Genomic DNA, 26,052 nt, shown 5'->3' with positions numbered 1-26,052 from the left:
TGATTCCTACGGTAAGGAATCATCGGCTTGTATTATGTATGTTGAGTGAGTTCACGTTTCTGGAATAATTGTAATAGCGATGGTCCGAACCGGAGCCTCTATTTCATCTTTATTTTGGCTATTGTAGTATTTAATCATTAATTCGTTAAGTTCGCTTTGAAATTTTCCAAAGTGTTCTTCATCTAGCTTTAATTCCACTACAGAAAAAGTAGCAGTATCTTCTTGACTGTTTTGTTCCTCTAATTTCTTAAGGTAACTTTGATATTGTGTCATAAGTGATAACTGATAATAGGAAATGTAGTTTAACTTTTCATCATTAGATAATTCTTTCCACTCACTTCCTTCAATTTTTGCATCTTCTTCATTGATTGCATAATATTTTTCAGAAACAGATTTTACCTTTTTTTCTTTAATTACATGGACGATACCAGAATCAACCATAGTTTGTAGCTGTCTATATAGTGTGGCTTGTGGTACATTTTTAATGATTTTTACCATTTCTAATGGTGTTAGCCCATTTTCCTTATTTCTCATTAACACTTGGCAAATTTTCATTCTTACCGGATGCATTAAAATTTCAACTTTATTACTCATTCACTCACCTTATTTATTATATATTTTTATTCTCATTATAAATAATGAGAATAATGTTTGCAATTCATTCGCTTATGATTTATCATTATCAATAATGAGAATGAATTTAGGGAGGAATGACAATAATGCAACTACATTATGGATTGAATGATCTTAAAGACATTGATATTATGACTTTTCTACCCATTATATTGCCAGTTATTGCAGTGGGGGTACTTTTAGTTTTCATTGCATTCATTGATTTATACCGACATAGAAAAACAAGAAAAAATGTACTTGTATGGACGTTCATTATTCTTTTCGTTAATATATTGGGACCTATTTTCTACTTTGTTATAGGGAGAAAGGAAAGTGAGAAATTATGAAACTAGAGATTAAAAATGTAACAAAATCATTTAAAAGAAAAACTGCTGTCAATAATTTCTCGATGGAACTGCAAGCGGGGGAATGCGTTGGATTAATTGGACCAAACGGAGCAGGGAAATCTACATTAATAAAAGTAATTTCGGATATTATTCATCCAACTGTTGGTGAAGTTTTATTGAATGGGATAAAAATATCAAAAATGAAAAGAGAAATTGGTTATTTACCTCAATATCCTAATTTTTTTTATTGGATGACAGCGAGAGAAACGCTTACGTTTATGGGCCAACTTTCGGGATTGAAAAAAGAAGAATTGTCAAAGTTGATTCCAAAGATTTTGGAGAAAGTTGGACTAAAGGGCGAAGAAAACGCAAAGGTTAGTACATTTTCTGGTGGAATGAAACAACGACTTGGTATTGCACAAGCATTATTGCATAAACCTTCGCTTATTGTCATGGATGAACCGGTATCCGCATTAGATCCGATCGGCCGGCGAGAAGTATTGAATCTGATTGAAGAAATAAAAAAAGATACAACCATTTTATTATCAACCCATATCTTAAGCGATGCAGAAGAAATCTGTGAACGATTTGTCATTATAAAAGATGGAACAAAAATAGAAGACACAACGATTACCGAACTTTTACACCGTAATAGTGAAAATAAATTGATTATTGAAATAACAACTAAAGATCAAAAGTGGATTGAAGTTGTAAAAAAATTACCGTATGTGAAGGACGTAGAAGTGGTTGGGCTTAAAATCAAAGTGAAGGTTGAAAGTATCGAAATCAACAAAAATATGTTATTGCAAAATGCACTCGAACATAAAGTGAACATCGTTAAATTTGAAATGAGCAACGATACTTTAGAAGAAATTTTTTTGAAATTGGTGGTGCAAAAATGAATAACTCAATTGTATTGATAAAAAAAGAATATGTTCAAATGTTACGTGATTTTAAGATCATTTGGCTACCAATTGTTTTTATATTTTTAGGCGCGACACAACCGATAGTAACTCATTATGTACCATCAATTTTAGAAGCGTTAGGTGGAGGGCAGGGAATTATCATTGATCCAAATATGGCAACACAAAAAGGAGGCGAAGTATTAGCAAGTACTTTGGGATCCCAGTTTGATCAGCTCGGACTTATGATTCTAGTGATATCTATGATGGGTACTATTCAAACAGATAAAGCCAATGGTATGTTGGCTTTTATTTTAACAAGACCCGTTACTGTTACTTCATATGTAGGTGGGAAAATAGTGGCCAACTATTTAATGGTAGCTTGTAGTGTAACAATTGGATACGTTACTTCTTATCTATATGTAAATTTTCTTTTTAGCGCTGTTCCATTCGCGCACCTAATTACTGGATTACTATTGTATCTAATTTGGATTCTTTTTATCGTATCTTTTACAACAATGATAAGTGCTATTTTTCACAGTCAAGGTATGATTGCATTAATTGCAATTGTTTTCCTGTTAGCCTGTAGAGTAATGGTCGGTTTGAATCCAATAATGAATCAGCTTAATCCAGCTAGTATGAGTAAGTATGCAATGGAAACGTTAGTTACGGGGGGCGTACATTCAAACGCAATAATTACAGGAGTACTAACTATAGTTTGGATCTTATTGACACTCTTCGTAACGTATTATTGGATTGCTAATAAAAAGTTTCATTATGAATAAACGTGATGAGGGTAATGGGGTGTTGGAAGTACTACGAGAACAGTGGTGCCTTATGAATAAGGGACAATAAAAAAATTTCTGGATGCAAGAGGATTTTTTTATTGGGAATAGTAAGGATGAGGGGAGGTGTATTACATATGGGAAAAGGTAGAAGTAATAATGCTGGTAAAAAGCAACCAAATTTCGATGATTCATCTAATTTCGCTAAACAAAGTCAACCGACAGAAAAGAAGAAGAAATAAAAAAAGGAGCTCTCTTTATGAAGAGAGCTCCTTTTTTTAGATATATTGATGTTTCCACACAACAGATCGTGTGTTCAATCAAATAGTCATACATGTAAGGTTTAAACTCCTGCTTCCACTACTGTGGAAGCTTCTCTAAATGATGTGCAATATCAATATACATATTGGAGTAAACGGAATGGATTTCATTACTTGGCGTAGCGTTAGAAGAGAAGTGGACAATTACCATATTCGCTTTCGGATCGATGTAAAGTGTTTGTCCGTAACTACCTAACACTTCAAAAGCACCTTGTTCATTATGCGGAATCCACCATTGATTATGATAAGAAATGGAAGCTCCAGGGCCAACTGCAAGTTCACCTTCTTGCACATTTTTTATATCTTCAGTAATAGAAGAAGGGAGAATTTGTTTTCCGTTATATTCCCCGTTATTTAATAATAATTGTCCGAATCTCGCCATATCTCTAGCAGTTGCATTTAAACCAGCGCTTGCTTGTTCAACTTTTGTTTCATCTGTTACGTAATACGCGTTTTCTTCCATACCAATTTGAGACCATATGCGCTCGCTAACGTTTTCAGCTAATGATTTCCCAGTGATCGTTCGAATAATCCAAGCGAGTGTTTCTGCTGATCCGTTATCGTAAGAAAAATCGGAACCAGGCGGTGCAGTTTCTTCTGCTTCTCGTAACATATCATAAATTTTCATCGGGCCGTCGTAATTTTTACCTCGAGGTAAAATATTGCTCGCCAAGTATAGTTGTGCATCTTGATTTTCTAACGCTGGATGTTCGTATCCGTGAGTAGGGTATTCCACAGAAACTTGCATGTCCATTAATTGCTGTAGTGTTGCTTTTCCAAATGGTGTATTTTTTAATTCTTTTATATATGTATCAGCTGTTTTTTCTAAATCAATACGGTTTTCTTCAGCGAGAGATTGTATTATTGCTCCAGTAAATACCTTTGCTAATGATGCCATGCCATGAGGTTCACTCTCGTTATATCCATTAAAATATCGTTCATAAACAAGTTGTCCATTGTGTACAACGACAAACGCATCTGTTTTGTTATCATCTAAAAGTTTTTTTAGAGGAGTTGTATTTCCCAATCTACGCTCTACAGCAAAATCGTCTAAGTTTTGCAATGCAGATGGGAAGCGAGCAATTTGATCAGGTTTGTTTTTTACATCATTAATTAAAGTAAATTCTTTCATATGTGTGTATGACCAACGTAAGTAAGGATCGTCTAACCAATTTTTCTTCGTCACGTTATTTTTCGATGGAGTCGTTTTATTATGTTTGAAGTATGTAAAACCGAGCCCTGTAATTACAAATATGAATGTGATTATAAGTAAGAGTAGGGGAGATTTTTTTAGTTTCATAGCGGTCCCTCCTTTTTATTTCTATTATAAGTATACGCTTCTATTGAAAGAAATACAAAATAAGGAAAGTAAACGGGGAAGTTTACTTTCCTTATAAAAGTTAAGCGGATATTTGTCCATCTGTACGTTGTTTCTTGAATTTTTGTTTGCGGCCGTGTAATCCATAATATAGAAGTAAAGTGAAAGCAACGATAATAGCTGCGATAAAATACATATTATGGTAACTTGATTTCGCCGCGACGATACCTAAAATGAAAGAACCAAAGCCAATACCACTATCAAAGAATGAGAAGTACGTAGCTGTCGCAGAACCACGTCGATGGTTTGGAGCGGCAGAAATCGCAATCGTTTGGAAGCTAGGAATTAATGTTCCGTAACCTAAACCGATTAGCATACCTGCACCAAGGAACCAAAATGAAGTTTGTGCTTGACTTAAAATGAACATCCCAATTGTGAAAATAATAATAGCTGGATAAACAAGTACGTTTTCACCGAAGCGATCAAAAATCTTACCTGTAAATGGACGAGAAATGACAACAACAAGTGCGTATAAAATAAAGAAGTAACTTGCAATATCAGCTAAACCGAGCTCTTTTGCATAAATAGGAATAAAGGATAAAATACCACTATAAGAAAAGGCTAAAACAAATCCTGTAAGAGCGATTGGAATAGAAGATGGTTCAAGTAAGTCTTTCCATTTCATTTTTTCTCGTTTTTGTTTGCTTACAGGTGCTTCATGCGGAATATTGACAAGTAGTCCTAATAAAAATGCAAGTAATGAAAATACGGAACAAACGATAAATAATACAGTAAACGAAAAATGAGAAATAATTGTTAAACCTAAAAAAGGACCAATTACCATCGGCAGACTCATAAATACGCCGAAATAGGCAAGTGCTTCGCCTCGTCTATGAGCTGGCGCAACATCTGTGACAATCGTACCAGTTGCAGTTGTTGCCATACCGAACCCAATACCATGTAAGAAGCGAAGGGCTAGTAATAAAAATAAACTTTGTGCACCGAAATACATAACGGTAGCGGCTAAAAATAGTGAAAGTGAAATAAATAATATTTTCTTTCTTCCTAAATCATCGAGCCATTTTCCTGTGAATGGTCGACATAAAACAGATGAAATAAGAAAAACAGTTGCAACTAAACCAATTTCCTCAGGTTTTCCTTTTAGGCCGTCTATTACATAGACGGGTAAAGTAGTCATAAGCATATAAAATGTTAAGAAGAGAAATAGACTACTAAAACAAGTTCCGAGGAAATCCTTCGTCCAAAGTTTCTCACTTTGCATGGTCATCCCTCCAAGTTAATCTAAGTTTTTAATAATTTGTTGTAACACTTGAAATGCTTGATGTAAATCATCTTCGTTAATACCTTCTAGCGTCTTTTCTTCAAAAGTATCAACTTCTTCTTGCCATACCGGAATCATTTTTATCGCTGTTTCTGATAACGAAATGAGCTTCTCACGGCGATCTTTTCCTTCAGTACGAATAATCCATCCCATCGTTTCCATACGTGTTAACGTACGAGTCATCGTTGGTGATTCAACATTTAAATACTGACATAATTCTGTTTGCGTACAAGAACCAGTTTGATTAATACGGAAAATTACAGCCCATTGCGCACTAAATAACCCAGTGGGAGATACGCGTTCATTAAATTTCTTCGTAAACTTGCGAGAAGTCTGGCTGACAATGTGAAAAAAATGTTGTTTTTCGTCCATGTATGTTGATCCTTTCAAATTAGTTACCTAGCTAACTATATACTTTTTTATTATAATTGTCTAGTAATAGACATGTTGATTTATGTAAAAAATTCTTATAGGTTTTATGTTGCGAACGTATATTCTACGTGCTATTCTTTAAGTAAGTAAAGAATTTTCTTTCTATTTAAATAGAATGGGGGAACTTGTGATGATTAAGCCTGCAACAATGAAGTTTGTTTCACTATCGAACGGAGAAACGATTGCGTATCAGGAAGTTGGAAGGCAAAATACAGATATTCTTGTACTTATTCACGGGAACATGACATCGTCACAACACTTTGATTTAGTTATTGAAAAGCTGCAAGATCAATACCATATTTACGCTCTCGATTTAAGGGGATTTGGTCAATCAACGTATAATAAAGCGATAGATTCAATACAAGACTTTGCAGAAGATGTAAAATTATTTATCGACGGGTTAAAACTAAAGAAATTTTCATTAATGGGCTGGTCAATGGGCGGTGGTGTTGCAATGCAATTTACAGCGAATCACCCAACTTTTGTAGAAAAGTTAATTTTAGTAGAATCAGTGGGCATGAAAGGGTATCCGATTTTTAAAAAGGATATAAACGGGCAACCAATCGTATCAAGCTTAGTAAAGACGAAAGAAGAAATTGCACAAGATCCCGTACAGATTGCACCAGTGTTAGATGCGATAAAAAATATGAATAAATTATATTACCGTACAGTATGGAATTTATTAATATATACACATAATCAACCTGAACCAGACCGTTATGAAAAGTATTTAGACGATATGTTAACGCAACGTAATTTCGTAGATGTGAATTATGCGCTCATTACATTTAATATTTCAGATGAACATAATGGGGTTGTAGAGGGAAGTAAGCAAATTCATCATATTAAAGCACCAACACTCGTCATACAAGGTGACAGAGATTATGTCGTACCGCAAGTAGTCGGTGAGGAGTTAGCAAAACATTTGCCAAATGCAGAGTTGAAGGTATTAGAAGATTGCGGTCATTCGCCGTTTATTGATTGTTTAGATGTATTTATAAAGCATGTAGAGGATTGGTTAGAACAGAAATAATCCCCGAAATGAAAGATATTGCATATACTATAACATTGTAAGTAAAAGGGGAGATTATCTATGCACCATCCGTTCTTAATTGCGCATTCTCCATATAATCATCATGTGTATACAAAAATGATGATAGCTCCGCTGTATATGCAAGTTTCACCAGTTGTAGTTCCGTTACAAATACAACAGACACCAATTGTTCATTCGCATCATTATTTGTATGAAACTGCTTTTTATAAACATCCGTATTTCAAGCAATTCCATAACAATGTGAAAGCACAAGTTTGGGAAGGATAAAAAGCTAAAAGATTCATTCTTTTAGCTTCTTTTTTATTGCGAATATTCGTACACGCATTTGCAGAAACAGTTTATAATGAAAAGTGGAAAGCGTGAGAAGGAGAGGGAAAGGGAATGTCAATGCGTTTTACTTTTTGGATTATGGTTGGGATTGTAGCAATCTCGGGTTTGTCACAAGGAATGCTTTTACCGGCCATTGCAATGATTTTTGAACAAGAAGGGGTTAGTTCAAGTATTAACGGTATTCATGCGACAGCACTATACATTGGGATATTAGTGATCTCACCGTTTCTTGAAAAACCGATGCAAAAGTTTGGAATGAAGCCAATTATTGTCAGTGGTGGGTTTCTCGTTATTATTTCATTATTCTTTTTTACACAAACATTTTCATTTTGGGTATGGTTTATCCTTAGATTTCTAGTTGGCGTGGGAGATCATATGCTACATGTCGGAACACAAACATGGATTACGACAACATCGGATCCGAGTAAAATAGGTAGACAAGTATCGATATACGGTGTATTCTTCGGAATTGGTTTTGCCGTCGGTCCGTATTTAGCAAGCACAGTTCAGTACGGTCTTGCAACGCCATTTATTATATCTACTATACTTTGTCTAATAGGTTGGCTCCTATTACTTCCAACAAAAAATGCATTCCCGGCGCAAGATGAAAGAGAAGTGAAGAGTGAATCATCATTTTCTCGTTATAAACAAGTTGTTGGATTAGGATGGATTGCACTGCTGGGACCACTTGCATATGGCGTACTGGAAGCAATGTTAAACAGTAACTTACCAGTATACGCGCTTCGAAAAGGATGGTCCGTTTCAGAAGTATCCTTCTTATTACCAGCATTTGCAGTTGGGGGCATTATTACACAAATTCCGCTCGGTATATTAAGTGACAAATACGGAAGGGATCGTATTTTAACGTGGACGTTCTGCATAAGTACGGGCATTTTCTTGCTTGCAGCCGTATTTGATCAATATTATTGGATCGTCTTTGCCTGCATGTTGTTAGCGGGTATGGTCATTGGATCGTGCTTCTCGTTAGGACTTGGATTTATGACAGATTTATTACCGAGACACTTATTGCCAGCAGGTAATATATTATCTGGAATCGCCTTTAGTTTAGGAAGTATACTGGGGCCTGTATTAGGAGGCGTATTTATAGAAAAAATACAGTATACAAGCTTTTTTATTGCGGTTATGATTATAATGGGAATTCTCGCAATGTTATATATGATTTACATGAAGAATCAATTCGCATCAAGAAAAATAGAAAGTAGGTTAGGGCATGACAAAACAACCTAATAAAAAGAAATTTGAAGTACTCGAAAATGAAACAATTACAGACTGCTTAGCACGTATGGAACAAGAAGGTTACGCACCGTCTCGCCGCATGGAAGAGCCAATCTTTCATGAGGTGAAGAAAGACGGCAAAACAGTAGTAGAACCGTGCGGTAGAAAAATTGTTTTTGAAGGGAAATTGAAGTAATACAAATAGCAAATTCTCTTTATAGTATAGCGCCACCCAATTCATTTGAGTTGGGTGGATTTTTTTATACTGACCAATGAAAGACTAGGCTAAATGATCTTCATTTGTAAAGGTAGTATGGAGAGGGATTAACTACATGTAAAAGTAAATGGAAGGATTTTTTTATTGTTTGTAACTTATTAACGATCTTCACGTTTAGATATTTCAGCGCGTTGAATATAACCATCAGAGAAGCTGAAATAAAGAGAATAGCTTCCTCGATTATATATAAAGCCTTCGCTAGTCATATCCTCTCCGATTAAATCGGGCTCACCAAACCACTCTTTTAATTCATCGATAGAAATATCCATTTTCACCCATATATATCTAGCGTCCCAAGGGTACATATCAATATTATAATCGCCGTATACCGCTATATTAGGTGCATCACATTCTGTACATGGTGCTTTTTTCAAAACATCAGGCACTCCATATTCTTTTTTTACTTCAGATATATCTTTACGCAATGAATTTAATGTAAATGGACCAAACGTTCCATTCTGTAAAGCGGTTGTTAACATTTGTTTCAGTTCTTCTTTTGAATTGATGTTGAAATTATAATTTCTGTTTTTTGCTATTGCATTATAGAAAAATTGTGCATACTGCTCACGCTTCACAAATGTGTTTCCGTTAAAATTACCTGACCCGTCACCTTGTGCTATACGGTTACTACGCAGTGTATTTACAGCTTCATAAGCCCAATGACCTTTTGGTACGTCTTTAAATTTCCCTTGTTCTTTTGATTCTAAATGAAATGCTTTTTGTAATATTACTGCCATCTCATATCGAGTTAATACATCATCTGGACGGAATGTACCTGTTCCATCACCTGTCATAATTCCAGCTTGCGCAATGGCTTTAATATCTTTTTCAAACATATGATTTGTAATGTCACTAAACATATTTCCTTGTTTATCGTCTACTTTTAAACCTAAATGTCGATTGACTAAAGAAGCTACCTGTCCTCTAGTAACATTGTCGCCAAAACCAAATTTCCCATTTCCATACCCCTTATAAATCCCTGCTGCTGCTAAGTAATCAATAGCATCTTTTGACCAGTGGTCCTTTGGTACATCTGTAAATACAGTGTTCGTATTGCTAGCTACCTTATAGCTATTCGTAGTTGTTTGTGCATTAGCTGTACCTATCATCGTTGTAGTTACTAGTGCTGCGGTGATTACGAATCCGAAAAAATTTTTAGCTTTGCTTGTTTTCTTCCCCATTTGCGCAAGCCTCCCCAGTTTCATTTAACTTTATTAAATATACTCATTACGATGCATGCATTTAATACAACTAAATGCATGCATCGTAATTGTAACATGTAAGTTATAATTATTTGTCATTTATTTCCGTAATATGGATGGAATTTTGATAATATAACCAAACATGTGGATAATTGATATTCAGCGTTATTTAATGATGATACATACAGTAAAATGTTTTGTTTTCCATTCTACGATAGAAAACAGAACGTATATTTGGTATAATCGAAATATACTATATGAAACGATGTACATGAGTTTGACATGTATGTATTAAGGTACGTACTACATAACAATAACTACGCTTTATACAAATCAATCGTTAGAAAGGAAAAGAAGTAATGAATCAAATTTCATTTGAAGATTTATTTGAAGAAGAAAACGCGAAAGAAAAGGTGGAGGTAGCTGAAATACCAGTACCTTTATCACCATTGCAAAGAGATATATTGGAATTAATGGATTCTGAAGAAATAAGTGCACTTGAGCTGTGTGAACAATTAATACGAGCTGGAAAAATATCAGATGAAAGATTCACAACGAATAAGCCGAAAGCATATGGAGAAGTATGCTTACTATTAGAAGGATTTGTTAAAGAAGGAAAGCTTATTTTTATTAAAGACGATGAGAAAAGAGATAGAGTTTATAAATTGAATGTAGAAATGTTTAACGGATAAGGTGTGCAGGGGGAATTCATTCATTTTTCTCATTAAAAAAGGGTGTCAATCTTACTTAGATTGACACCCTTTTAATCATCTAACACCTTACATGTTTACGCTTGAACCCAAGTCTTCCTCTATCAAGTTCTTTTTGAATACTCTCTGCAGCATTTAGCAAACTACTTTTTTTATTATCACGTTTTATTTCAACTATACCAACTTCTTTTGCAATCTCGACTGCTTTTTCGTGTAGTGGTACATAGGAAATTGCTACAGTGTTTAGAAAATTATTCATAGCGGATTTAGTTCGTTCTGGCGAATCATGGATTGTCTTTTTCACCATTTCAAGCATATCGGAAAGTTGGCTTTCAGAAAATTCATCGTCTTTGCGATTTCCTAAAAGCCAGCAGTAGCAACTCCAGCCTGCAGACATTTTAAGCTCTTCACCACTTGCAATCCATTTATCAGCAACTTCTTGAGCGATATTTGATTCGGATAAAGTAACTGCCACCACATAATCAGACAACATATAAAAATACGCTCCGTCTATCCATCGATCAAAATCAGACTCCCTCATAGCTTTCGGGTCCGCAATAATGCCTGCAAAATACATAGCATCGTAGTTGCCTGTGGCATAAAGTTCTTCTGCTAACTCTTGGTTTATTTTTATTTTTTTTGCGATTGGTTTCATAGCACCTGTAGCTACGCCGAAAACTGGTTCCTGCGCACCGTTAGATATGTATATTTTTTTCGTTCGTTCCTTGCCTAGAGCTTCAAGCTCTTGCATAACTGTTTTAAAATCCAAAGCTGTGCACTTCCTTTCTTCATGTAAAAACCATTTTAATTGAGAACAACTAACCTATATTTTTTATCATGTTTTCCATACTTCCTAATTTTAAATCTTATGTGAATAGGATGTCTACTTTCTATCATTTGTTGATAATTCAGTTAGTGATTTTGAAAATTTAGCTTTTTACATAGAGTTTTAGCATAAAAAAACTAATGATTAAAATTTCACTTTAACTTTGACTCTTTCTCGGTATTATCATGTTATTATTTGGTAAGGGGATAAATGGAATGTAAAGTTAAACATGTGAGGTTGGTTATAAATGATAAAGAAATTTACGAGAATAGTATTAACTGCAGTGATGCCAATTAGTATGATTGTGGGTTGTGGAAATACTGAAAAAACTGAAGCAAAAGAGCCGAAAGCGATACAATCGGAGAAAAAGGATTATACGGATTACTCATATGGAAGCAAAGGTATAGTAGTAAGCGGAAAAGCGAAAGAACGTCAACAATACGAGGTGGGATATATGGATGATAACAAGTTAATTGGGATTGACGAAAATATTGAGGACTGTATTGTGTTAGATAATAAAGATGAAGCGGGTCTTGTTTGGAAGCAAATAGAGCGTGGATCGATTATTGAAGTGCAATATGGTAAGGACCGCAATGATATTGTAGGTGTACAATTAGTAGGAGATCGTGAGCCATACGAAATTAGTGATAAGTTTGATCGAAATACGATAAACGAGATTGTCGAAAATGTTAAAGGGAATTTGCAATAGATGTATTTCGCTAGTATAGGATTTCTTATCATGAAATTGTGAATCAACGGCATTTTTCATATGAAAATGCCGTTGATTTGTGTTAAAAAGTAAATGCTATTCTATAGTCTTGTAACAAAACACGTATTAATAAATACACAAATGAATTATTCTTCTTTTAGTTTTGATGATTGTCTTAAAGTCATTGTCCAAAATAAAAGAGCACAAGCACTAACAGACATACCTAATATACATACTCCATCCCAACCATATTTTGCATATATATTTGTTGAAAGAATGGCGCCTGTTGCGCTACCGATAGAATAAAAAATCATGTAACTGGCAGTGAGTCGACTTCTCGCTTCAGGACGCACTGTGAAAAGCATACTTTGATTGGTGACATGTACAGCTTGCACCGCTAAATCTAAAAGGATAATGCCGAAAATTAGTAATAATAGAGAATGGTTAATAGATTTAATTAGGAGCCATGAAAGTACTAATAATGATAAGGCTATGCCAGTTGTTCTTTGTCCGAATCCTTTATCAGCTAATTGTCCAGCTTTAGTAGCAGCTAATGCACCTGCAACTCCAGCAAGGCCGAATGCACCAATAGCTGTATGCGAAAGATTATGTGGTGTAACACTTAGCGGCAATACTAAAGAAGTCCATAAAATACTGAATGAAGTGAAAATAAGCAATGCTAATATTCCGCGAACGCGTAAAAGTCGTTCTTCTAAAAACAATAAGAGAACAGAGTGTATTAATTTTCGGTAAGACATAGTTGTCACTTGTTTATGTCCAAGAGTAGGTAAATTTTTGTGTAACAAAACAGTTACGAAGAGTAAAAGAATAGCGGAGGTGAGATAAACAGATCGCCATCCAGCTAAATCTGTTAATGTGCCTGCAAATGTACGAGCAAGGAGAATACCTATTACAACGCCACTTGTAACGAAACCTACTATGCGCCCACGTTCGGCTGGATTAGCTAAAATTGATGCATATGCGACAAGTGTTTGCGTAACAGTTGCAAGCATTCCTACTAAGGCCATACCTGTAAAAAGTACGGTGCTTGAGGGAGCACACCCAATTATAATTAAAGCGAAAACAGATAAAAGCATTTGGACAATGATTATTTTCTTTTGATTTAATAAATCACCGAGTGGAACTAATAAAAGTAAACCGAGTGCATAACAAACTTGAGTAATAGTAATTACGATACCGATAGTTGAATGACTAATCTTAAATTCATTTGACAATGAATCAAGTAGTGGATGAGCGAAGTATATGTTTGCCACAGCCATCCCGCAAGCTATTGCGAATAATAGAGTCATATAACGAGACATGGGTGCATGAACAGATGAATGTATATGAGTATGTTTTAGAATAGTCAGCATTTTTTCTTTACTATTCATAAAATCAGCTCCTTTTTGTATTGTTAAAAATAACGTACCGAACGGTATGTTATTTTGTAAGTAAAATATAATATTGGAGAAACCTATATGTCAAGTTTTTTTGAATTTGATAAGATTTTTTGACACACCGTTTATAATCTAATACGATATATAATATACTGATTGGTACATAAATAGTGATGTGTAACCTTAATAATTAGATGTAGAAAGGAGATGGTTTTAAATGGCACGACTACGCGAATTTGATGAAGAAAAAGCTTTGGATGCTGCTATGCAACTCTTTTGGGAGAAGGGATACGCAGCTACTTCATTAAGCGATTTAACTGCTAAAATGGAAATACAAAAGCCGAGTTTATATTCAGCATTTGGTGATAAAGAGGGGTTATTTGAAGCAGCATTAAGGAGATATACAAATTTACATGCGGCTAATATACGAACAAAACTTCAAAAAGAACAATCTGTAAAAGAAGCGATTCGGACGTTTTTTGAAAATATGGTGGAAGAGGAATATAAAAAAGAGTTCAGTAAAGGCTGTTTTTGCATTAACACAATGGTCGAACTTGCTCCTCATAATGAAAAATTTGAAGTACTGACTAGAGAACATCAAATGTATCTTACGGTTGTTTTTCAAGAATTAATTACGAAGGGAATTCAATCAGGAGAATTACAAAGTGATTTGAACGCTAAAGCAGTAGCGCAAACATTAGTCACTTTTTTAATTGGATTAACAGTGTTAATGAAATCACGTCCAGAACGTTCTGTTATAGATAATTCGGTATCAGTAATAGTATCGTTAGTAAAATGATAATGATCTTTGGGTAAGCTGTTAATCAGCAAATTACATATTAATAAAGTCGATTCCTTATGGAGATAAGAAATCGACTTTATTAATTATCTTTTTTGTAAGTTGTCTTTCCAAAAATTATAGCTATTATCAATAACTTCTTTTAATTTGAAATAGTTTTTCCAAGTATCTTTTACGTGGTAGAGAGTTTCTTCGTCTATAAAAACGTCTGAGTAATCACTTATATACTTCCATTCCTCATCATTATTAAAGTAATACATCGCGAATTGATTGCCTTCGTCATTTAACATGTCGTCTGCCAAAACGCCATCCCAGTTCATATAAATTTCTGTGCCAGTCATTTGTCTAAGTTTAAACTGTTTAATTTCGTCTAGGGACTCTTCTTCAAATTCTTCACTAAATAAATTATGTTCAAGTATCCATCCTAAAAACATACCAGTATGTACAAAAGCTTGATCAATTGGTAAGTCTTCAGAAAAATCACCTTCATAATGGTACTTCGCTTTATCGGAAACAATCGTATGTAACAATCAGTTCATCCCCTTTAACTACTATTAAACTTGTACTTTTTGTTTTAATAGTTTAACTATGTTTTCAAGCCCTTCAAAATATATCCCATCTGCTGAATATCGTATGTACTCTCGTTTTTTTATCATTTTTTGGTCTTCTTCATTTCAGGTATCAATATGAGGGATTTTTGCAAAATAAAACTCTTTTCAATGTAAAAGGTTACATCTATATTATCGTAAGAATGTAAAAATGTTAATATTTTCAAAGAGAAAAGTAAAAGGAAACAGCATTTATTTAATAGAGACTTGATAGTTATGAAAAATTATAAACATCCTTCTTGTTGAAGCAAAACAGTAAAAGGTATCCTAATCTATTTTTTGAGAAGTAGTAGTGTGCAAAAGGGGACAAGTTCTTTTGACGGCAATAGCAATTGGTTATAAAATAATGTCTGTTAAGGGATTTTTTAGAAAATATAATTCGCCTTCTGGGGATAAAATGAAAAGGTGGAATAAACATATTTTCATACATAGTAGATTCATAGTCTTTCACGATTGAGAAAATAAAGGGAGGTTGAGATATTTACACGAACAGTGTAGATATCGATTACAGCAATGAATATAAAAAAACGAGTAATCGCACTATCAACAAGTTTAGTGATTTTAGGGAGTGCACCTTTATCACTATCAGCAGAAGAGATAAACAAATCTCATACTGACCAGCTTAGTATTGCACAAGGGGAACGTGGAACGAGCGGGTTACGTTATTCTGATTTCAATCTAGAAACTCCTGATCACATGCAAATTAATGAAGCGGAAGTATCAGGAAATGAGAAAATTCTTTTAGAAGAATATAAGCATAAATATTCTGAATCAGAAGAATTACATAAAATGAAAGAAGCGAAAAAAGGCCAAGTAGCGGAAGAAGAAGCTATTTCAAACATTGAAAAAGCTTTTGAACATGTAGATGGTCGAAATGATGGTTCTACTCGCGAAATGAAGCCGGTTGAAAAACGGAGAGCTATTCAGTATAGCGCATCGATGACTACGAAGAAATATGGAACGCTTGCAGGTACTCCATTTGTAGAGTGGATTGTTCCAGCAGGAAACCCTGATATTCGCCCAGCTAATCCGATGAAAGCACGTTATATTACAATTCACGAAACTGCAAACACTGCCCGCGGTGCAAATGCTGAAAACCATGCGAAGTATTTGTATAAACAAGCAACGGAAGGTACGTTCCGAACAGCTTCATGGCATTTTACTGTAGACGATAAACAAATTTATCAGCACTTACCAACAAATGAAAACGGTTGGCATGCAGGAGATGGGGATGGATTAGGAAATAGAGAATCTATCGGGATTGAAATTTCAGTTAACCAAGATGGAGATTACAATAAAGCGTTAGAGAATGCAAAGAGACTTGCAGGTTATTTAATGAACAAAGAAGGTATTAGTGCGGACCACATTTATAGGCATCAACAATGGAGCGGGAAAAACTGTCCTGATATTTTAATTTCCCGTGGGAATTGGACTGGCTTCGTACAAGGTATTCAATGGTATGCAAATGTTAACGCACAAATTGATTCGCCTTTACAAGAAAGAAATGAGTTATTTGATTCCAATGAATATAATCCAGCTGAACCTAATATGGAGCTTGTAGTGAATGGTGATGGTATAAACGTACGTAGTGGTTCGGGACTTGAACATCATATCGTTCGTAAAGCTTCAAACGGAGATCGTTACAAAGTGTTAGCAGTTAAAAATGGTTGGTATAAAGTAGGTAACGATGAGTGGATTTTCTATAACCCAAGTTGGATTAAAATAAACTATAATATGCCACATAAAGAAGTACAAAAACCAAAAGATGATATTACAGGTGGATGGTTTGAAGGGAACATTCGTAAGCTGAACAGCCTAGGAATTATGAACGGTGAAGGAAATGGTGTATTTGCGCCTTATCGTAATGTTACGAGAGCTGAGTTTGCAACATTAATCTCAAATGCTCTCAAGCTACCGGAAGGAAATAAGTCATTTGTAGACATTAATAAAGCGCATCCATCACTTCATAGCGGTATTAAACGTAGTGCAAGTGCGGGAATTATTAACGGTCGTGGTGGCGGGATTTTTGATCCTAACGCATCTATCACACGTGAAGAAGCATCGATCATGATTGACAACGCATTACAGTATAACGGTGTTACAGGTGAATTAGTTGCATTGCCATTTAGGGATAAACATTTGATCACATATAAACAGCCTGTTCAACGATTATATAGCTTAAAAGTAGTTACTGGTGTTGGAAATAATGAGTTTAATCCTAAAGGGACAGCAACTCGTGGTGAAGCAGCTTCCTTTTTAGTGAAGATGTTAGATGCAAGTCAAAAATAGAAAGAATCATAAAGGAGCTATCCAAAATGAGAATTTGGAACAGCTCCTTTTTATATAAGCCCTTATTAAGCCCCTTCCAAGCCCCTTATAAGCACCTACCAAGTAATAAATCACTAAGAAAAGAAAAAACAAAACAAAACAAAAACAACTACAAGAACAAAAAAGCGCGAAAAAATAAAACCGTCGTTGTAGTAGTTAAAAAAATTTGGAATTCAACTGCAAAAACCAATCCCTCACTCCTATATGTATATTGAAGGATTGAAATCTGCCTTTTTATAAGTGCGAGGGGGAGGTAAACATATGGCGGTGTACCGTAATGTGCAAGTGAACTTTTGGCAAGATGAATTCATATTAGATTTAACGCCAGAGGAGCGTTATTTTTACATATATTTGTTAACTGGTACGAAAACGAAGCAATGTGGAGTTTACGTATTACCGAAGCGTGTGGCAGAACTTGAAACAGGTTACAATATGGAGACTGTTGAGAAGTTATTAAATAGGTTTGTAGAATACGGAAAAATTTTATACGATGCGGAAACGAAAGAGTTATATATAATAAATTGGCTACACTATAATCCTATTTTAAATACGAATGTAGAAAAATGTGTGTTACGTGAGTTAAAGACTGTAAAAAATAAAGAATTCATACATATGTTTTTACGTACATGTCTGGAAGAAAAATGGAAGATCCCATTGTTATTGCAGTATTTTGGTATGCCAGAGGAAGAGGATACTAGTAGTTTACAAGAAGTTGTTGAAGAAATAAAAGATGTGGAAGTGGAAGAGGACACTCTACATAGTGAAGTTTATAAGTTTTACGAGCAACATATAAGTAGTCTATCCCCATATATCGTGAAGGAATTGAAAGAATGGATACGAAAAGTTTCAGGAGAGAGAGTATTAGAGGCGCTTAAAATTGCGTTTGAACATAATAAGAGAACGCTCGCTTATGTGAAGGGGATTTTGAGGAATTGGTGTATCGAATATGGTGGAGAGAAGTGTGTAATGGGTAGTTTAGAGAGAAGGAGAAGTGTTTTGAGTAGTGTGTTTTAATTTACATTAACTTAATGTAGAATGTATGTTCGTTATTGCGAGTTTTATGCTATACTACATACAAGTAAATAAGGGTATTTTTATAATGGATCAACAGATGCGGGGGAACAAAGTTTGACTATAAATACAGCTCGTTTATTTCAATATATTCATATGACAGAAGAGCAGGAACAATTATCATTACGTTATTTAAAAACGAGAGAAGAAGAGATTTTAAATAATATACAACTAACGACAATTAGAGATCAAAAAAGAAGTGATTTTGCAAATCAGTTTATAAATGATTTTAGGAAGGTATATAAGCAAGATCCAGCTTTCTTACGATTATTCTATTATTTATTAGGAGAACAGTTGTTAAATGTTCTTATAATAAGGTTTAAATATGTGGATTTTGCTAATATGAAGGTTTATTTAGAGAAAAGTGCACTTCCATTGGATAAACTTGTAGTAATTTCTTGTAAATATTTAGCTAATATTTCGAGTTATGTAAATGAGGCATATGTTTTTCTTCGAGAATTAATAGATGAGAATCCGAATTATATAGAAGAGCAGCTATTAAAATTATCAAATCAACAGCAACTATCACTACTTCTCGTAATGTTTGAAGTAGATTATGAGAGGTTCCATACGTATAGCTCTTTATTGGAAGAGAGATTAAAAGAACATGCTGAATTTATTTTGAATTTGAATGGGGAAAAGGAAAAGATTGAAGCAACTGAAAGATATATAAAAGATGAAAGTGATAGGGAATTATTTTTAGGTGGAAATTTACCAGACTATATTTGGCGACTATTATTTCATGTTCATAAGTATTCAAACGTTGCGAGGCGATATGTGGAAATATTAGCAAAGAAAAACGTGTGGGGGTTTATAAATCATGCTACGCGTTACGTGTGTCAAACTCTCAATCAGCCTCAAAACTATAAACGAACAGGGAGTGTAAATAAGAAAACCTATAATGAAATTCAAAGCTTTTGTAAACAGTTTTGGATTTCTGAGGAAAGATTCTTTGCGCACCGCCTGAGGCAACATGATTTAAATAATGAAGAATTTTGTAAAGCGTATGAATATGAAATGTTATGCTCCGTGGCGGAAGAAAATCCTGAATTTGTTCAACGTACTTTGCAGTATGTAAGTAAAAGTAATTACCTCATAATCGCACGAACGTTAGCTGAAAAAGGACATGAGTTAAATAGAGGGAGAATGCGAGAAGAATTTTTTATCGCTGCTTTGCAACTTAAGTTGTCTACGGTGCGGGATACGTATCGTGATTATTTACTCGGGAAATTGTCATTTGATGAAATGAAGCAAATACTTACAAACCCGAAATATAGAAATATGTATTGGGATATGCCAGTTTTAGAAGTTGTACTTCTTTGGGATATAGATGATGTAGCAAAAAGAGAAGCGGCACTTACCTTGCAATTTGGAGATGTATATAGTTTTAATTTATATGAACTTCTGTATGAGTGTTCAATTAGAGGAATAGAACCAGAACAAATAATAGAAGATCTACTTTCTTACGGGCTAAGTAAGGAAAAGCTGATCGATTATTCAGTTGAACAAGTCTCACATTATGTAGAAGAGAGAAATAAAGCGAAGGAAGCGCTCGTTACAATCATTGTAAAAGAACAGGCATACATAATAGAACGATTTGATACGTATTCTGCTGAGGCAAAAGCGTATATTTTGAATGAATTAGCAAGAGATAACAAGGTTGAAATACGTCCAGTTTTAATTAAAAACTTAGGTGATTCATCTAAAAAATTACGTAAGTCTATAGTTGAGCTGCTTTCAAAAGACATAGAAGCGGCAGAATATGTAGCGGTTGAACTTCATAATAAAAAGAAAATTGTTCGTGAAAATGTGATGAAACTGCTTATAGAGTATAAGATCGAAAAATATACAGAACTTGTACAGGAAGCTTTGCAAGATAAGAAGAATGTCTCTTTGGCCGAGAAATTTGCTCCATTACTTGAAGTGGGGAGAAGCGCAGAAAATATAGAAGAACTTTGTGGCCGTATCGTAACGGAACAAAAAAGAAATTCACTTCTGCAATTGATTGGGGATGAACCACAAATCCGTCTTCGTCATTCTAATGAAATTGCCGATGCTACAATTCCATTAGCTTATTTGCGGCAGTACATTTCAGATTCTGTTATCGAGAAGAAAGAAGAAGTTGAAGCGATTGGGAGTACTTTAAATGAACAGGACTTGAAAGAATGTGTGCAAGAAATATATCAAACATGGATTTCTCAAGATGCAGATGTGAAGAAACGCGGTATTCTTTCGTTATATGGAATATATAGTGATGACAAAATGGTCGGCATACTGAAAAAGCAAATCGATGAATGGGTGCTCGATATGCGAGGGAAAATTGCAGCTGATGCTGTTCGGGCTTTAGGCTTGTCCTCATCTAAGCTTGCACTTATGTCTATTCATGCAATGGCCTTTAAATATAAACATAAACAAGTGCGTAATGCGGCAAAAGAAGCACTAAGTCTCGCTGCAAAAACACGTAGTATAACGGAAGAGGAGCTGGAAGATCAACTGGTACCAAATCTTGGTTTCAATATACGTGGTGAGAAGGAGATTGATTTTGGGAATAGGTGTTTTACGGCCATATTAACTGCAGAGTCAAAAATTGAATTAGAGACAGAAGAAGGGAAACGTATGAAGTCACTTCCAAAGCCGAATGCAAAAGATGATATAGAAAAAGCTGAATTAGCTAAGAGAGAGGTATCCACTTTAAAGAAAGAGCTTCGAAGTGCTCTTTCCATGCAGAAACAACGTTTGGAAGCTGCTCTATCAAGAAAGCGCTATTGGTCATACGATTCGTGGAAGGCGCTATTTCTGGAGAATCCAATTATGAAGCAATTTGCAACTTCACTTATTTGGGGTGAATATACGGAAGGAAAGTTACTGGAAATGTTCCGTTATGCGGAGGATGGTACGTTTTATTCGGTGATAGGAGAGAATCATGAATTTTCGTCTGGAACCGTGATTGGTTTCATTCATCCGTTAGAATTATCCGAAACGGAAAAGGAATTGTGGAAAGAGCAACTGGAACATTCTAAGATTGTCCAGCCGTTCTTACAAATGGAACGTCCAGTGTTTGTAGTAGAGGAAAATGATAAGGTTACTGTTGAGAGGTTTGGTGGTATTTTATTAAATGGTCGCTCGTTATTCGGTAAGATGACGAAACTTGGATGGATTCGCGGATCAGTTCAAGATGGCGGTGTGTATTATACGTTTTATAAAGAAGATACTCGCACTGGATTAGGGGCACAACTGTCATTTAGCGGAGCGCCGATTGGCTATGAAGATGAAGAAGATATATGTGTGTATGATATTGAATTTTATAAAGCAGGTACAGTGAATCGTGGTTCATATGAATACGATGAAATTGATGATGAAAGACGCATTGTGCCAAAAGAAGTAGATAAGTATTTCTTTAGTGAAATATTATATGATGTACAATTAGCGACCGATTCAAATCTTGGTCATAATGAAAGCTGGCGTAATAAACGATAAAAATTCCCCCTTCATTTGTAGGAAAATGAAGGGGGTTTTCAACTTTTCAAAAAGGTTCTTTCAAAATAGAAGCGAATAGTTTGAGAAAGGAGGGGTTATATGGAAGTTGTTATAAAGAAGAAACGAACTAGGGGTAAGAAAATTTTCATTTGGTCTAGTAGTATCGTTCTTTTATTAGTTATTTGTACAGCGATTTTTTTAAACATATATACGCTGAAATCTGTGCCAAAGATAGATGGAACGATAAAACTAGAGGATTTACAACGTGCTGTTACGGTAAAGCGAGATAGTAAAGGAGTACCACATATTAAAGCGGAAAATGCACATGATTTATATTTTTCGCAAGGGTATGTACAAGCGCAAGATCGATTATTTCAAATGGATTTAAGTAGAAGGCAGGCTTCTGGGATGTTAAGTGAAGTTGTGGGGGAAGCAGCTGTTGATCGAGATAAGTTGTTTCGAACGCTCGGTTTACGGCGAGCAGCCGAAGCGTCTGTTAGCCAATATGATGGAGAAGCGAAATTTGCTCTGCAGTCATTTGCTGATGGGGTGAACGCTTTTATACGTGAGGCAAAAGAGGAAAAGAAATTGCCGGTCGAGTTTACTATATTAGGCTACGAACCTGCTGAATGGTCTATTGTTGATACGTTAACAATTGGAAAGTATATGGCGTTTGATTTAGGCGGACATTGGCACGGACAGGCATTTCGATATTGGGCGCTGAAAAATTTGCCGAAAGAGCAAGTAAATGAGTTATTTCCTACATATCCGAAAGATGCGCCTAGATTGCTAGCTGAACTGAAAAATACAAATGTAAACGTAGCACAAAGTTTTGCAAAAGCAATCATTCCACCAGAGTTTAATGGTAGTAATAACTGGGTTATAAGCGGTGAGAAGAGTGCGTCTGGTAAGCCAATTTTAGCGGATGATCCTCATTTATCACTTGCGACACCTTCTATTTGGTATCAATCGAAACTTGAGATGAAAGATTTACATGTGAGTGGCGTTATTTTCGCTGGCGTACCCGGGGTTATATTAGGACACAATGACAAAATAGCATGGGGCGTTACGAATACAGGTCCTGATGTGCAAGATTTATATATTGAGAAGAGAAATCCTAATAATGAAAATGAATTTCTGTATAACGATAAGTGGGAAAAAGCTACAGTGGTTGATGAATCTATTAAAGTAAAAGGCGGAAAGACAATACCGTATAACGTTACCGTTACGAGGCATGGTCCAGTTATTTCAGAGTTTGCGGATAAGGGGAAGAAGAAAACGAAAACAGTATTCGCTTTGAAATGGACTGCTTTGGAGCCTTCCGCTGAATTAAAGGCTGTATTAAATATGAATAAGGCGAAAGACTGGAATGAGTTTGAAACGGCTCTTCAAGATTTCCATACCCCAACTCAAAACTTTGTATTTGCATCAAACGACGGCACAATTGCTTATAAAGCAAATGGAAATATACCAGTGCGTAAAAAAGGTGATGGTAGTTTACCTGTTCCAGGATGGACAGATGAATATGAATGGGAAGGGTATATTCCGTATGATCAGCTTCCAAAAGTAATCAATCCAAAACAAGGGTTTATTTCAACTGCGAATAATAAAATTGTAGATGATAATTATCCGTATCATATTAGTAATACGTGGGCGCAGCCATATAGGCAAATGCGTATTCAAGAGTTTTTACAAGAGAAGGAAAAATATACAGTGAAAGATTTAGAAAAATTACAGATGGATCAAAAAAATTTATACGGGAAAGAGTTTACTCCTATATTTTTAAAAGAGTTAAATAAAGTATCTTTAAATGAAGTAGAGAAAGAAGGTGTAAAACAATTAACGAAGTGGAATTTTTACGATAGTAAAGATGAGGCGGCACCGTTACTATTCCATTTGTTAATGAAAGAGATTTCAAATACGTTATTTTCAAAAGAAATACCGAAAGATGTGATGGAGTTATTTGAAGGGAAGTCACAAGTTGTGGATGAATTGATTCGAAAAGAAGTAGCAGGAGAAAATAGCGCTTGGTTTAAGAAATACGGGGGCTTCACAAAAGTTGTGCATACATCGTACGAGAATGTAATGAAGAAATTACAGAAGGAATATGGACCCGATGTTACAGAGTGGAAGTGGGGCGATTACCATCAACTTGCTTTTACACATCCAATCTCAAAATCATCTAGTATGTTAGCGTTACTAGCATTTAATCGTGAGAAACCAGTTCCAATTGGCGGAAGTCAAGTTACCGTTCAAGCGGCGAGTTACGGAGATAACGGTATTGTCAATCACGGAGCTTCTTGGCGATTCGTTATTGATACGAAAGATATGTCAAACGGTTATCATATCGTAGGACCAGGACAATCAGGACATTTTAGAAGTGATTGGTATCATGATCAAATAGATGATTGGGTAAATGGCACGTATCATACGACTACATTGAATACGGAGGGGATAGAAGGGAAGGTGTTAAATTTGGAGCCGAAGTGATAGAGTGTTTTTGTTTGTGGAGAGGACTAGTAATAATCTTTTTGATAATGAAATCTTATCATTTAGAACATAACCCAGTTCTTAAATCATTTTAACAGCCAGCCTACTATCGTTTAATTGGATAGTAGGCTGTTTCCATATTCGAAATACGCTGTAGCAACCTCTTCAGGATTACGATTATTTCTACATGCTGCAAGTGCTGTAACTAATAAAGCCATTACAACTATTAACATGATCATTCCAGTTTTAAGGGGAATTAGTTAACAAAGACCAGATATTATTTGCAACAGAACTGTTCCTCTGTACCCCTTGTTTCATCATTTTTCTAGGCCATCCAACTTGACAAATGTTTTTTTATCAAACTACAATGAAAATCATTATCAATAATATAGGGAGGATACTTTTGTCAATAAATGAAAAACAATATATTTATAGGTTAATAACTAGATGTTGTTAAGTCGTATGTACTATTTTTAGTTTAGCGTTGCCCAGAATGTACACCAATTAATCTCACGAATTACAAGAAAACTATAATTGAAATGAGGCTTGCATTGTGAAGTTGGACGTGAATGAGTTAGCAGAGTATCTTGCCAATACTCCTTTCCGAGTAGAAGGAGTATATCGTTATGCTAAAAATCCAGGTGTGCCTTGTGCTGAGTCTACAGATTCTTTCCCAGGATTTGTATTTCCACTTACAGGGAAGACGCAATTTCAATTTAATGGTACGCCGTATATCCTTTCCCCAGGAAAAGTTATACATGGGGGTGCAAAAATGACATTAGCCCATAAAATGCTTGGTGAAATAAACTGGGAATATATTCTTGTTTTATATCGGATAAGCAATTCAGAACGAGAAGACTCTGGCTTTACTCATCAGCATTTTGAATTGTTAACAGGACAATCTCCTCGTCTTGTCGAATTACTTATGCGTCTTTGGGATGTGTATAATCAGCGAGGAGGCATTTCGATGTTTCAGACTGAAATGCTGTTTCGCGAAGCGTTGAATGAAGCTTTATTAAGTGTTGTCAATAGAGAAAACAACTATGAATCGTATACTTTATTCGAACGAATATCTAGTTACGTTCATAAATACTATTATAAAGATATTACAATACATGTGCTTACAGAACAAAATAATGTTAATCGAAATCGTCTTTCTTACGTGTTTAGAAAGCATGCAGGTATGGGGCCAGCAGAATATTTATTGAACTATCGTATAAAGATGGCTCAAAAAATGTTATGTACAAGTGGTGTGCCTGTACAACAAATTGCGCAGGCTGTTGGAATCGCAGACCCTTTTTATTTTAGTAGAGTTTTCAAGAAGCGAGTTGGCATTTCGCCTACTAAATATCGCGAGAAGTTCATCAATAATCCATACTAATGTCAACAGGGGTCCATTCTTATTTGAAAATCACTGTTCTATACTTATGGAGAGTTAAAGGAAACATTGGATTGAAAGTACTTTCATTGAAATCACTCC

Annotated in this window: 24 protein-coding genes; 16 read left to right on the top strand and 8 right to left on the bottom strand. The window is 35.1% G+C overall.

From position 1 onward, the window contains the following. Nucleotides 1-51: 51 nt before the first annotated feature. Nucleotides 52-594 (bottom strand): transcriptional regulator, encoded by a 543-nt coding sequence (locus MR147_RS10885; protein WP_073542811.1) that lies wholly within the window; start codon nucleotides 592-594, stop codon nucleotides 52-54. Between the two features lie 125 nt (nucleotides 595-719). On the opposite strand from MR147_RS10885, the gene MR147_RS10880 reads away from it, so the two are divergent. From MR147_RS10880 to MR147_RS10870, 3 genes are read left to right on the top strand one after another with little or no spacing between them, the layout of a single operon-like run. Next, nucleotides 720-959: a PLD nuclease N-terminal domain-containing protein gene (locus MR147_RS10880; RefSeq protein WP_001175972.1), complete on the top strand. Its 240-nt coding sequence runs from the start codon at nucleotides 720-722 to the stop codon at nucleotides 957-959. Continuing rightward, nucleotides 956-1,861 (top strand): ABC transporter ATP-binding protein, encoded by a 906-nt coding sequence (locus tag MR147_RS10875; RefSeq protein ID WP_242304156.1) that lies wholly within the window; start codon nucleotides 956-958, stop codon nucleotides 1,859-1,861. Before MR147_RS10880 ends, MR147_RS10875 begins: the two co-directional genes overlap by 4 nt. Next, nucleotides 1,858-2,646, top strand: a complete 789-nt coding sequence (locus MR147_RS10870; protein ID WP_242304155.1) for an ABC transporter permease — start codon at nucleotides 1,858-1,860, stop codon at nucleotides 2,644-2,646. Before MR147_RS10875 ends, MR147_RS10870 begins: the two co-directional genes overlap by 4 nt. A 360-nt stretch (nucleotides 2,647-3,006) precedes the next feature. Here MR147_RS10870 and MR147_RS10865 read toward each other — a convergent pair whose 3' ends face one another. The 3 genes from MR147_RS10865 to MR147_RS10855 form a co-directional block, all read right to left on the bottom strand. After that, a complete protein-coding gene (locus MR147_RS10865) occupies nucleotides 3,007-4,266 on the bottom strand; it encodes a serine hydrolase domain-containing protein (protein WP_242304154.1) in 1,260 nt (419 codons plus the stop codon). Nucleotides 4,267-4,366: 100 nt separating this feature from the next. Beyond that, the gene (locus MR147_RS10860; RefSeq protein ID WP_001190334.1) at nucleotides 4,367-5,566 is read right to left on the bottom strand and encodes an MFS transporter; all 1,200 of its coding nucleotides are present in this window, start codon (nucleotides 5,564-5,566) and stop codon (nucleotides 4,367-4,369) included. A 15-nt stretch (nucleotides 5,567-5,581) separates the two neighbouring features. Further along, a complete protein-coding gene (locus MR147_RS10855) occupies nucleotides 5,582-5,998 on the bottom strand; it encodes a MarR family winged helix-turn-helix transcriptional regulator (protein ID WP_000343680.1) in 417 nt (138 codons plus the stop codon). Nucleotides 5,999-6,173: 175 nt separating this feature from the next. On the opposite strand from MR147_RS10855, the gene phaZ reads away from it, so the two are divergent. The 4 genes from phaZ to MR147_RS10835 all read left to right on the top strand — a co-directional run bounded on the left by phaZ (nucleotide 6,174) and on the right by MR147_RS10835 (nucleotide 8,874). Next, a complete protein-coding gene (phaZ, locus tag MR147_RS10850) occupies nucleotides 6,174-7,091 on the top strand; it encodes an intracellular short-chain-length polyhydroxyalkanoate depolymerase (protein WP_001997860.1) in 918 nt (305 codons plus the stop codon). A 60-nt stretch (nucleotides 7,092-7,151) separates the two neighbouring features. Beyond that, a complete protein-coding gene (locus tag MR147_RS10845) occupies nucleotides 7,152-7,379 on the top strand; it encodes a hypothetical protein (RefSeq protein WP_074609273.1) in 228 nt (75 codons plus the stop codon). A 114-nt stretch (nucleotides 7,380-7,493) separates the two neighbouring features. Continuing rightward, nucleotides 7,494-8,690, top strand: coding sequence for an MFS transporter (locus MR147_RS10840; RefSeq protein ID WP_074609275.1), 1,197 nt, complete (start codon nucleotides 7,494-7,496; stop codon nucleotides 8,688-8,690). Next, entirely contained in the window at nucleotides 8,674-8,874 is a 201-nt protein-coding gene (locus MR147_RS10835) for an NETI motif-containing protein (RefSeq protein ID WP_000166303.1), read from the top strand. Before MR147_RS10840 ends, MR147_RS10835 begins: the two co-directional genes overlap by 17 nt. A 179-nt stretch (nucleotides 8,875-9,053) precedes the next feature. Here the strand turns inward: MR147_RS10835 and MR147_RS10830 are convergent, their stop codons facing one another. Continuing rightward, nucleotides 9,054-10,136 carry an S-layer homology domain-containing protein gene (locus tag MR147_RS10830; RefSeq protein WP_242304153.1) on the bottom strand — a complete coding sequence of 361 codons (1,083 nt, stop codon included), beginning with the start codon at nucleotides 10,134-10,136 and terminating at the stop codon, nucleotides 9,054-9,056. Nucleotides 10,137-10,516: 380 nt separating this feature from the next. Here MR147_RS10830 and MR147_RS10825 point away from each other — a divergent pair, with 380 nt between their 5' ends. After that, complete coding sequence (locus MR147_RS10825) at nucleotides 10,517-10,849, top strand: DUF3895 domain-containing protein (RefSeq protein WP_242304152.1); 333 nt, start codon at nucleotides 10,517-10,519, stop codon at nucleotides 10,847-10,849. A 79-nt stretch (nucleotides 10,850-10,928) separates the two neighbouring features. Here the strand turns inward: MR147_RS10825 and MR147_RS10820 are convergent, their stop codons facing one another. Further along, the gene (locus MR147_RS10820) at nucleotides 10,929-11,636 is read right to left on the bottom strand and encodes a DNA alkylation repair protein (RefSeq protein ID WP_242304151.1); all 708 of its coding nucleotides are present in this window, start codon (nucleotides 11,634-11,636) and stop codon (nucleotides 10,929-10,931) included. Between the two features lie 304 nt (nucleotides 11,637-11,940). On the opposite strand from MR147_RS10820, the gene MR147_RS10815 reads away from it, so the two are divergent. Continuing rightward, a complete protein-coding gene (locus tag MR147_RS10815) occupies nucleotides 11,941-12,402 on the top strand; it encodes a hypothetical protein (protein ID WP_242304150.1) in 462 nt (153 codons plus the stop codon). 146 nt (nucleotides 12,403-12,548) lie between these two features. Here MR147_RS10815 and MR147_RS10810 read toward each other — a convergent pair whose 3' ends face one another. Then, nucleotides 12,549-13,793 (bottom strand): MFS transporter, encoded by a 1,245-nt coding sequence (locus MR147_RS10810; protein ID WP_242304149.1) that lies wholly within the window; start codon nucleotides 13,791-13,793, stop codon nucleotides 12,549-12,551. A 223-nt stretch (nucleotides 13,794-14,016) separates the two neighbouring features. On the opposite strand from MR147_RS10810, the gene MR147_RS10805 reads away from it, so the two are divergent. Beyond that, nucleotides 14,017-14,598: a TetR/AcrR family transcriptional regulator gene (locus MR147_RS10805; protein ID WP_242304147.1), complete on the top strand. Its 582-nt coding sequence runs from the start codon at nucleotides 14,017-14,019 to the stop codon at nucleotides 14,596-14,598. 86 nt (nucleotides 14,599-14,684) lie between these two features. Here the strand turns inward: MR147_RS10805 and MR147_RS10800 are convergent, their stop codons facing one another. Further along, nucleotides 14,685-15,128: a DUF7832 domain-containing protein gene (locus MR147_RS10800; protein ID WP_242304146.1), complete on the bottom strand. Its 444-nt coding sequence runs from the start codon at nucleotides 15,126-15,128 to the stop codon at nucleotides 14,685-14,687. Between the two features lie 591 nt (nucleotides 15,129-15,719). Here MR147_RS10800 and MR147_RS10795 point away from each other — a divergent pair. From MR147_RS10795 to MR147_RS10770, 6 genes are all read left to right on the top strand, one after another. Next, nucleotides 15,720-17,495 (top strand): S-layer homology domain-containing protein, encoded by a 1,776-nt coding sequence (locus tag MR147_RS10795; protein WP_242304145.1) that lies wholly within the window; start codon nucleotides 15,720-15,722, stop codon nucleotides 17,493-17,495. 26 nt (nucleotides 17,496-17,521) lie between these two features. Next, the gene (locus MR147_RS10790; protein WP_242304144.1) at nucleotides 17,522-17,749 is read left to right on the top strand and encodes a hypothetical protein; all 228 of its coding nucleotides are present in this window, start codon (nucleotides 17,522-17,524) and stop codon (nucleotides 17,747-17,749) included. A gap of 46 nt (nucleotides 17,750-17,795) precedes the next feature. Next, entirely contained in the window at nucleotides 17,796-18,548 is a 753-nt protein-coding gene (locus MR147_RS10785) for a DnaD domain-containing protein (RefSeq protein WP_074609287.1), read from the top strand. A 114-nt stretch (nucleotides 18,549-18,662) separates the two neighbouring features. After that, on the top strand, nucleotides 18,663-22,082 hold the full coding sequence (locus MR147_RS10780) for a DUF4132 domain-containing protein (RefSeq protein WP_242304143.1): 3,420 nt from the start codon (nucleotides 18,663-18,665) through the stop codon (nucleotides 22,080-22,082). A gap of 99 nt (nucleotides 22,083-22,181) precedes the next feature. Then, nucleotides 22,182-24,572 carry a penicillin acylase family protein gene (locus tag MR147_RS10775; RefSeq protein ID WP_074609291.1) on the top strand — a complete coding sequence of 797 codons (2,391 nt, stop codon included), beginning with the start codon at nucleotides 22,182-22,184 and terminating at the stop codon, nucleotides 24,570-24,572. A gap of 553 nt (nucleotides 24,573-25,125) precedes the next feature. Next, entirely contained in the window at nucleotides 25,126-25,953 is an 828-nt protein-coding gene (locus MR147_RS10770; RefSeq protein ID WP_242304142.1) for a helix-turn-helix transcriptional regulator, read from the top strand. Nucleotides 25,954-26,052 lie beyond the last annotated feature (99 nt).

The sequence above is a fragment of the Bacillus cereus group sp. BfR-BA-01350 genome, assembly GCF_022663775.1.
In the GTDB taxonomy this organism is placed as follows: domain Bacteria; phylum Bacillota; class Bacilli; order Bacillales; family Bacillaceae_G; genus Bacillus_A; species Bacillus_A paranthracis.
This window is presented reverse-complemented; position numbering and strand designations above follow the sequence as displayed.

Excerpts from the sequence above, each read along its gene's own strand:
- MR147_RS10795 (WP_242304145.1), top strand. The coding sequence starts at position 15,720 with ATGAATATAAAAAAACGAGTAATCGCACTATCAACAAGTTTAGTGATT.
- MR147_RS10775 (WP_074609291.1), top strand. The coding sequence starts at position 22,182 with ATGGAAGTTGTTATAAAGAAGAAACGAACTAGGGGTAAGAAAATTTTC.
- MR147_RS10785 (WP_074609287.1), top strand. The coding sequence starts at position 17,796 with ATGGCGGTGTACCGTAATGTGCAAGTGAACTTTTGGCAAGATGAATTC.
- MR147_RS10805 (WP_242304147.1), top strand. The coding sequence starts at position 14,017 with ATGGCACGACTACGCGAATTTGATGAAGAAAAAGCTTTGGATGCTGCT.
- MR147_RS10885 (WP_073542811.1), bottom strand. The coding sequence starts at position 594 with ATGAGTAATAAAGTTGAAATTTTAATGCATCCGGTAAGAATGAAAATT.
- MR147_RS10870 (WP_242304155.1), top strand. The coding sequence starts at position 1,858 with ATGAATAACTCAATTGTATTGATAAAAAAAGAATATGTTCAAATGTTA.
- MR147_RS10855 (WP_000343680.1), bottom strand. The coding sequence starts at position 5,998 with ATGGACGAAAAACAACATTTTTTTCACATTGTCAGCCAGACTTCTCGC.
- MR147_RS10825 (WP_242304152.1), top strand. The coding sequence starts at position 10,517 with ATGAATCAAATTTCATTTGAAGATTTATTTGAAGAAGAAAACGCGAAA.
- MR147_RS10875 (WP_242304156.1), top strand. The coding sequence starts at position 956 with ATGAAACTAGAGATTAAAAATGTAACAAAATCATTTAAAAGAAAAACT.
- MR147_RS10865 (WP_242304154.1), bottom strand. The coding sequence starts at position 4,266 with ATGAAACTAAAAAAATCTCCCCTACTCTTACTTATAATCACATTCATA.
- MR147_RS10845 (WP_074609273.1), top strand. The coding sequence starts at position 7,152 with ATGCACCATCCGTTCTTAATTGCGCATTCTCCATATAATCATCATGTG.
- MR147_RS10810 (WP_242304149.1), bottom strand. The coding sequence starts at position 13,793 with ATGAATAGTAAAGAAAAAATGCTGACTATTCTAAAACATACTCATATA.
- MR147_RS10830 (WP_242304153.1), bottom strand. The coding sequence starts at position 10,136 with ATGGGGAAGAAAACAAGCAAAGCTAAAAATTTTTTCGGATTCGTAATC.
- MR147_RS10880 (WP_001175972.1), top strand. The coding sequence starts at position 720 with ATGCAACTACATTATGGATTGAATGATCTTAAAGACATTGATATTATG.
- MR147_RS10840 (WP_074609275.1), top strand. The coding sequence starts at position 7,494 with ATGTCAATGCGTTTTACTTTTTGGATTATGGTTGGGATTGTAGCAATC.
- MR147_RS10790 (WP_242304144.1), top strand. The coding sequence starts at position 17,522 with ATGAGAATTTGGAACAGCTCCTTTTTATATAAGCCCTTATTAAGCCCC.
- phaZ (WP_001997860.1), top strand. The coding sequence starts at position 6,174 with ATGGGGGAACTTGTGATGATTAAGCCTGCAACAATGAAGTTTGTTTCA.
- MR147_RS10835 (WP_000166303.1), top strand. The coding sequence starts at position 8,674 with ATGACAAAACAACCTAATAAAAAGAAATTTGAAGTACTCGAAAATGAA.
- MR147_RS10815 (WP_242304150.1), top strand. The coding sequence starts at position 11,941 with ATGATAAAGAAATTTACGAGAATAGTATTAACTGCAGTGATGCCAATT.
- MR147_RS10860 (WP_001190334.1), bottom strand. The coding sequence starts at position 5,566 with ATGCAAAGTGAGAAACTTTGGACGAAGGATTTCCTCGGAACTTGTTTT.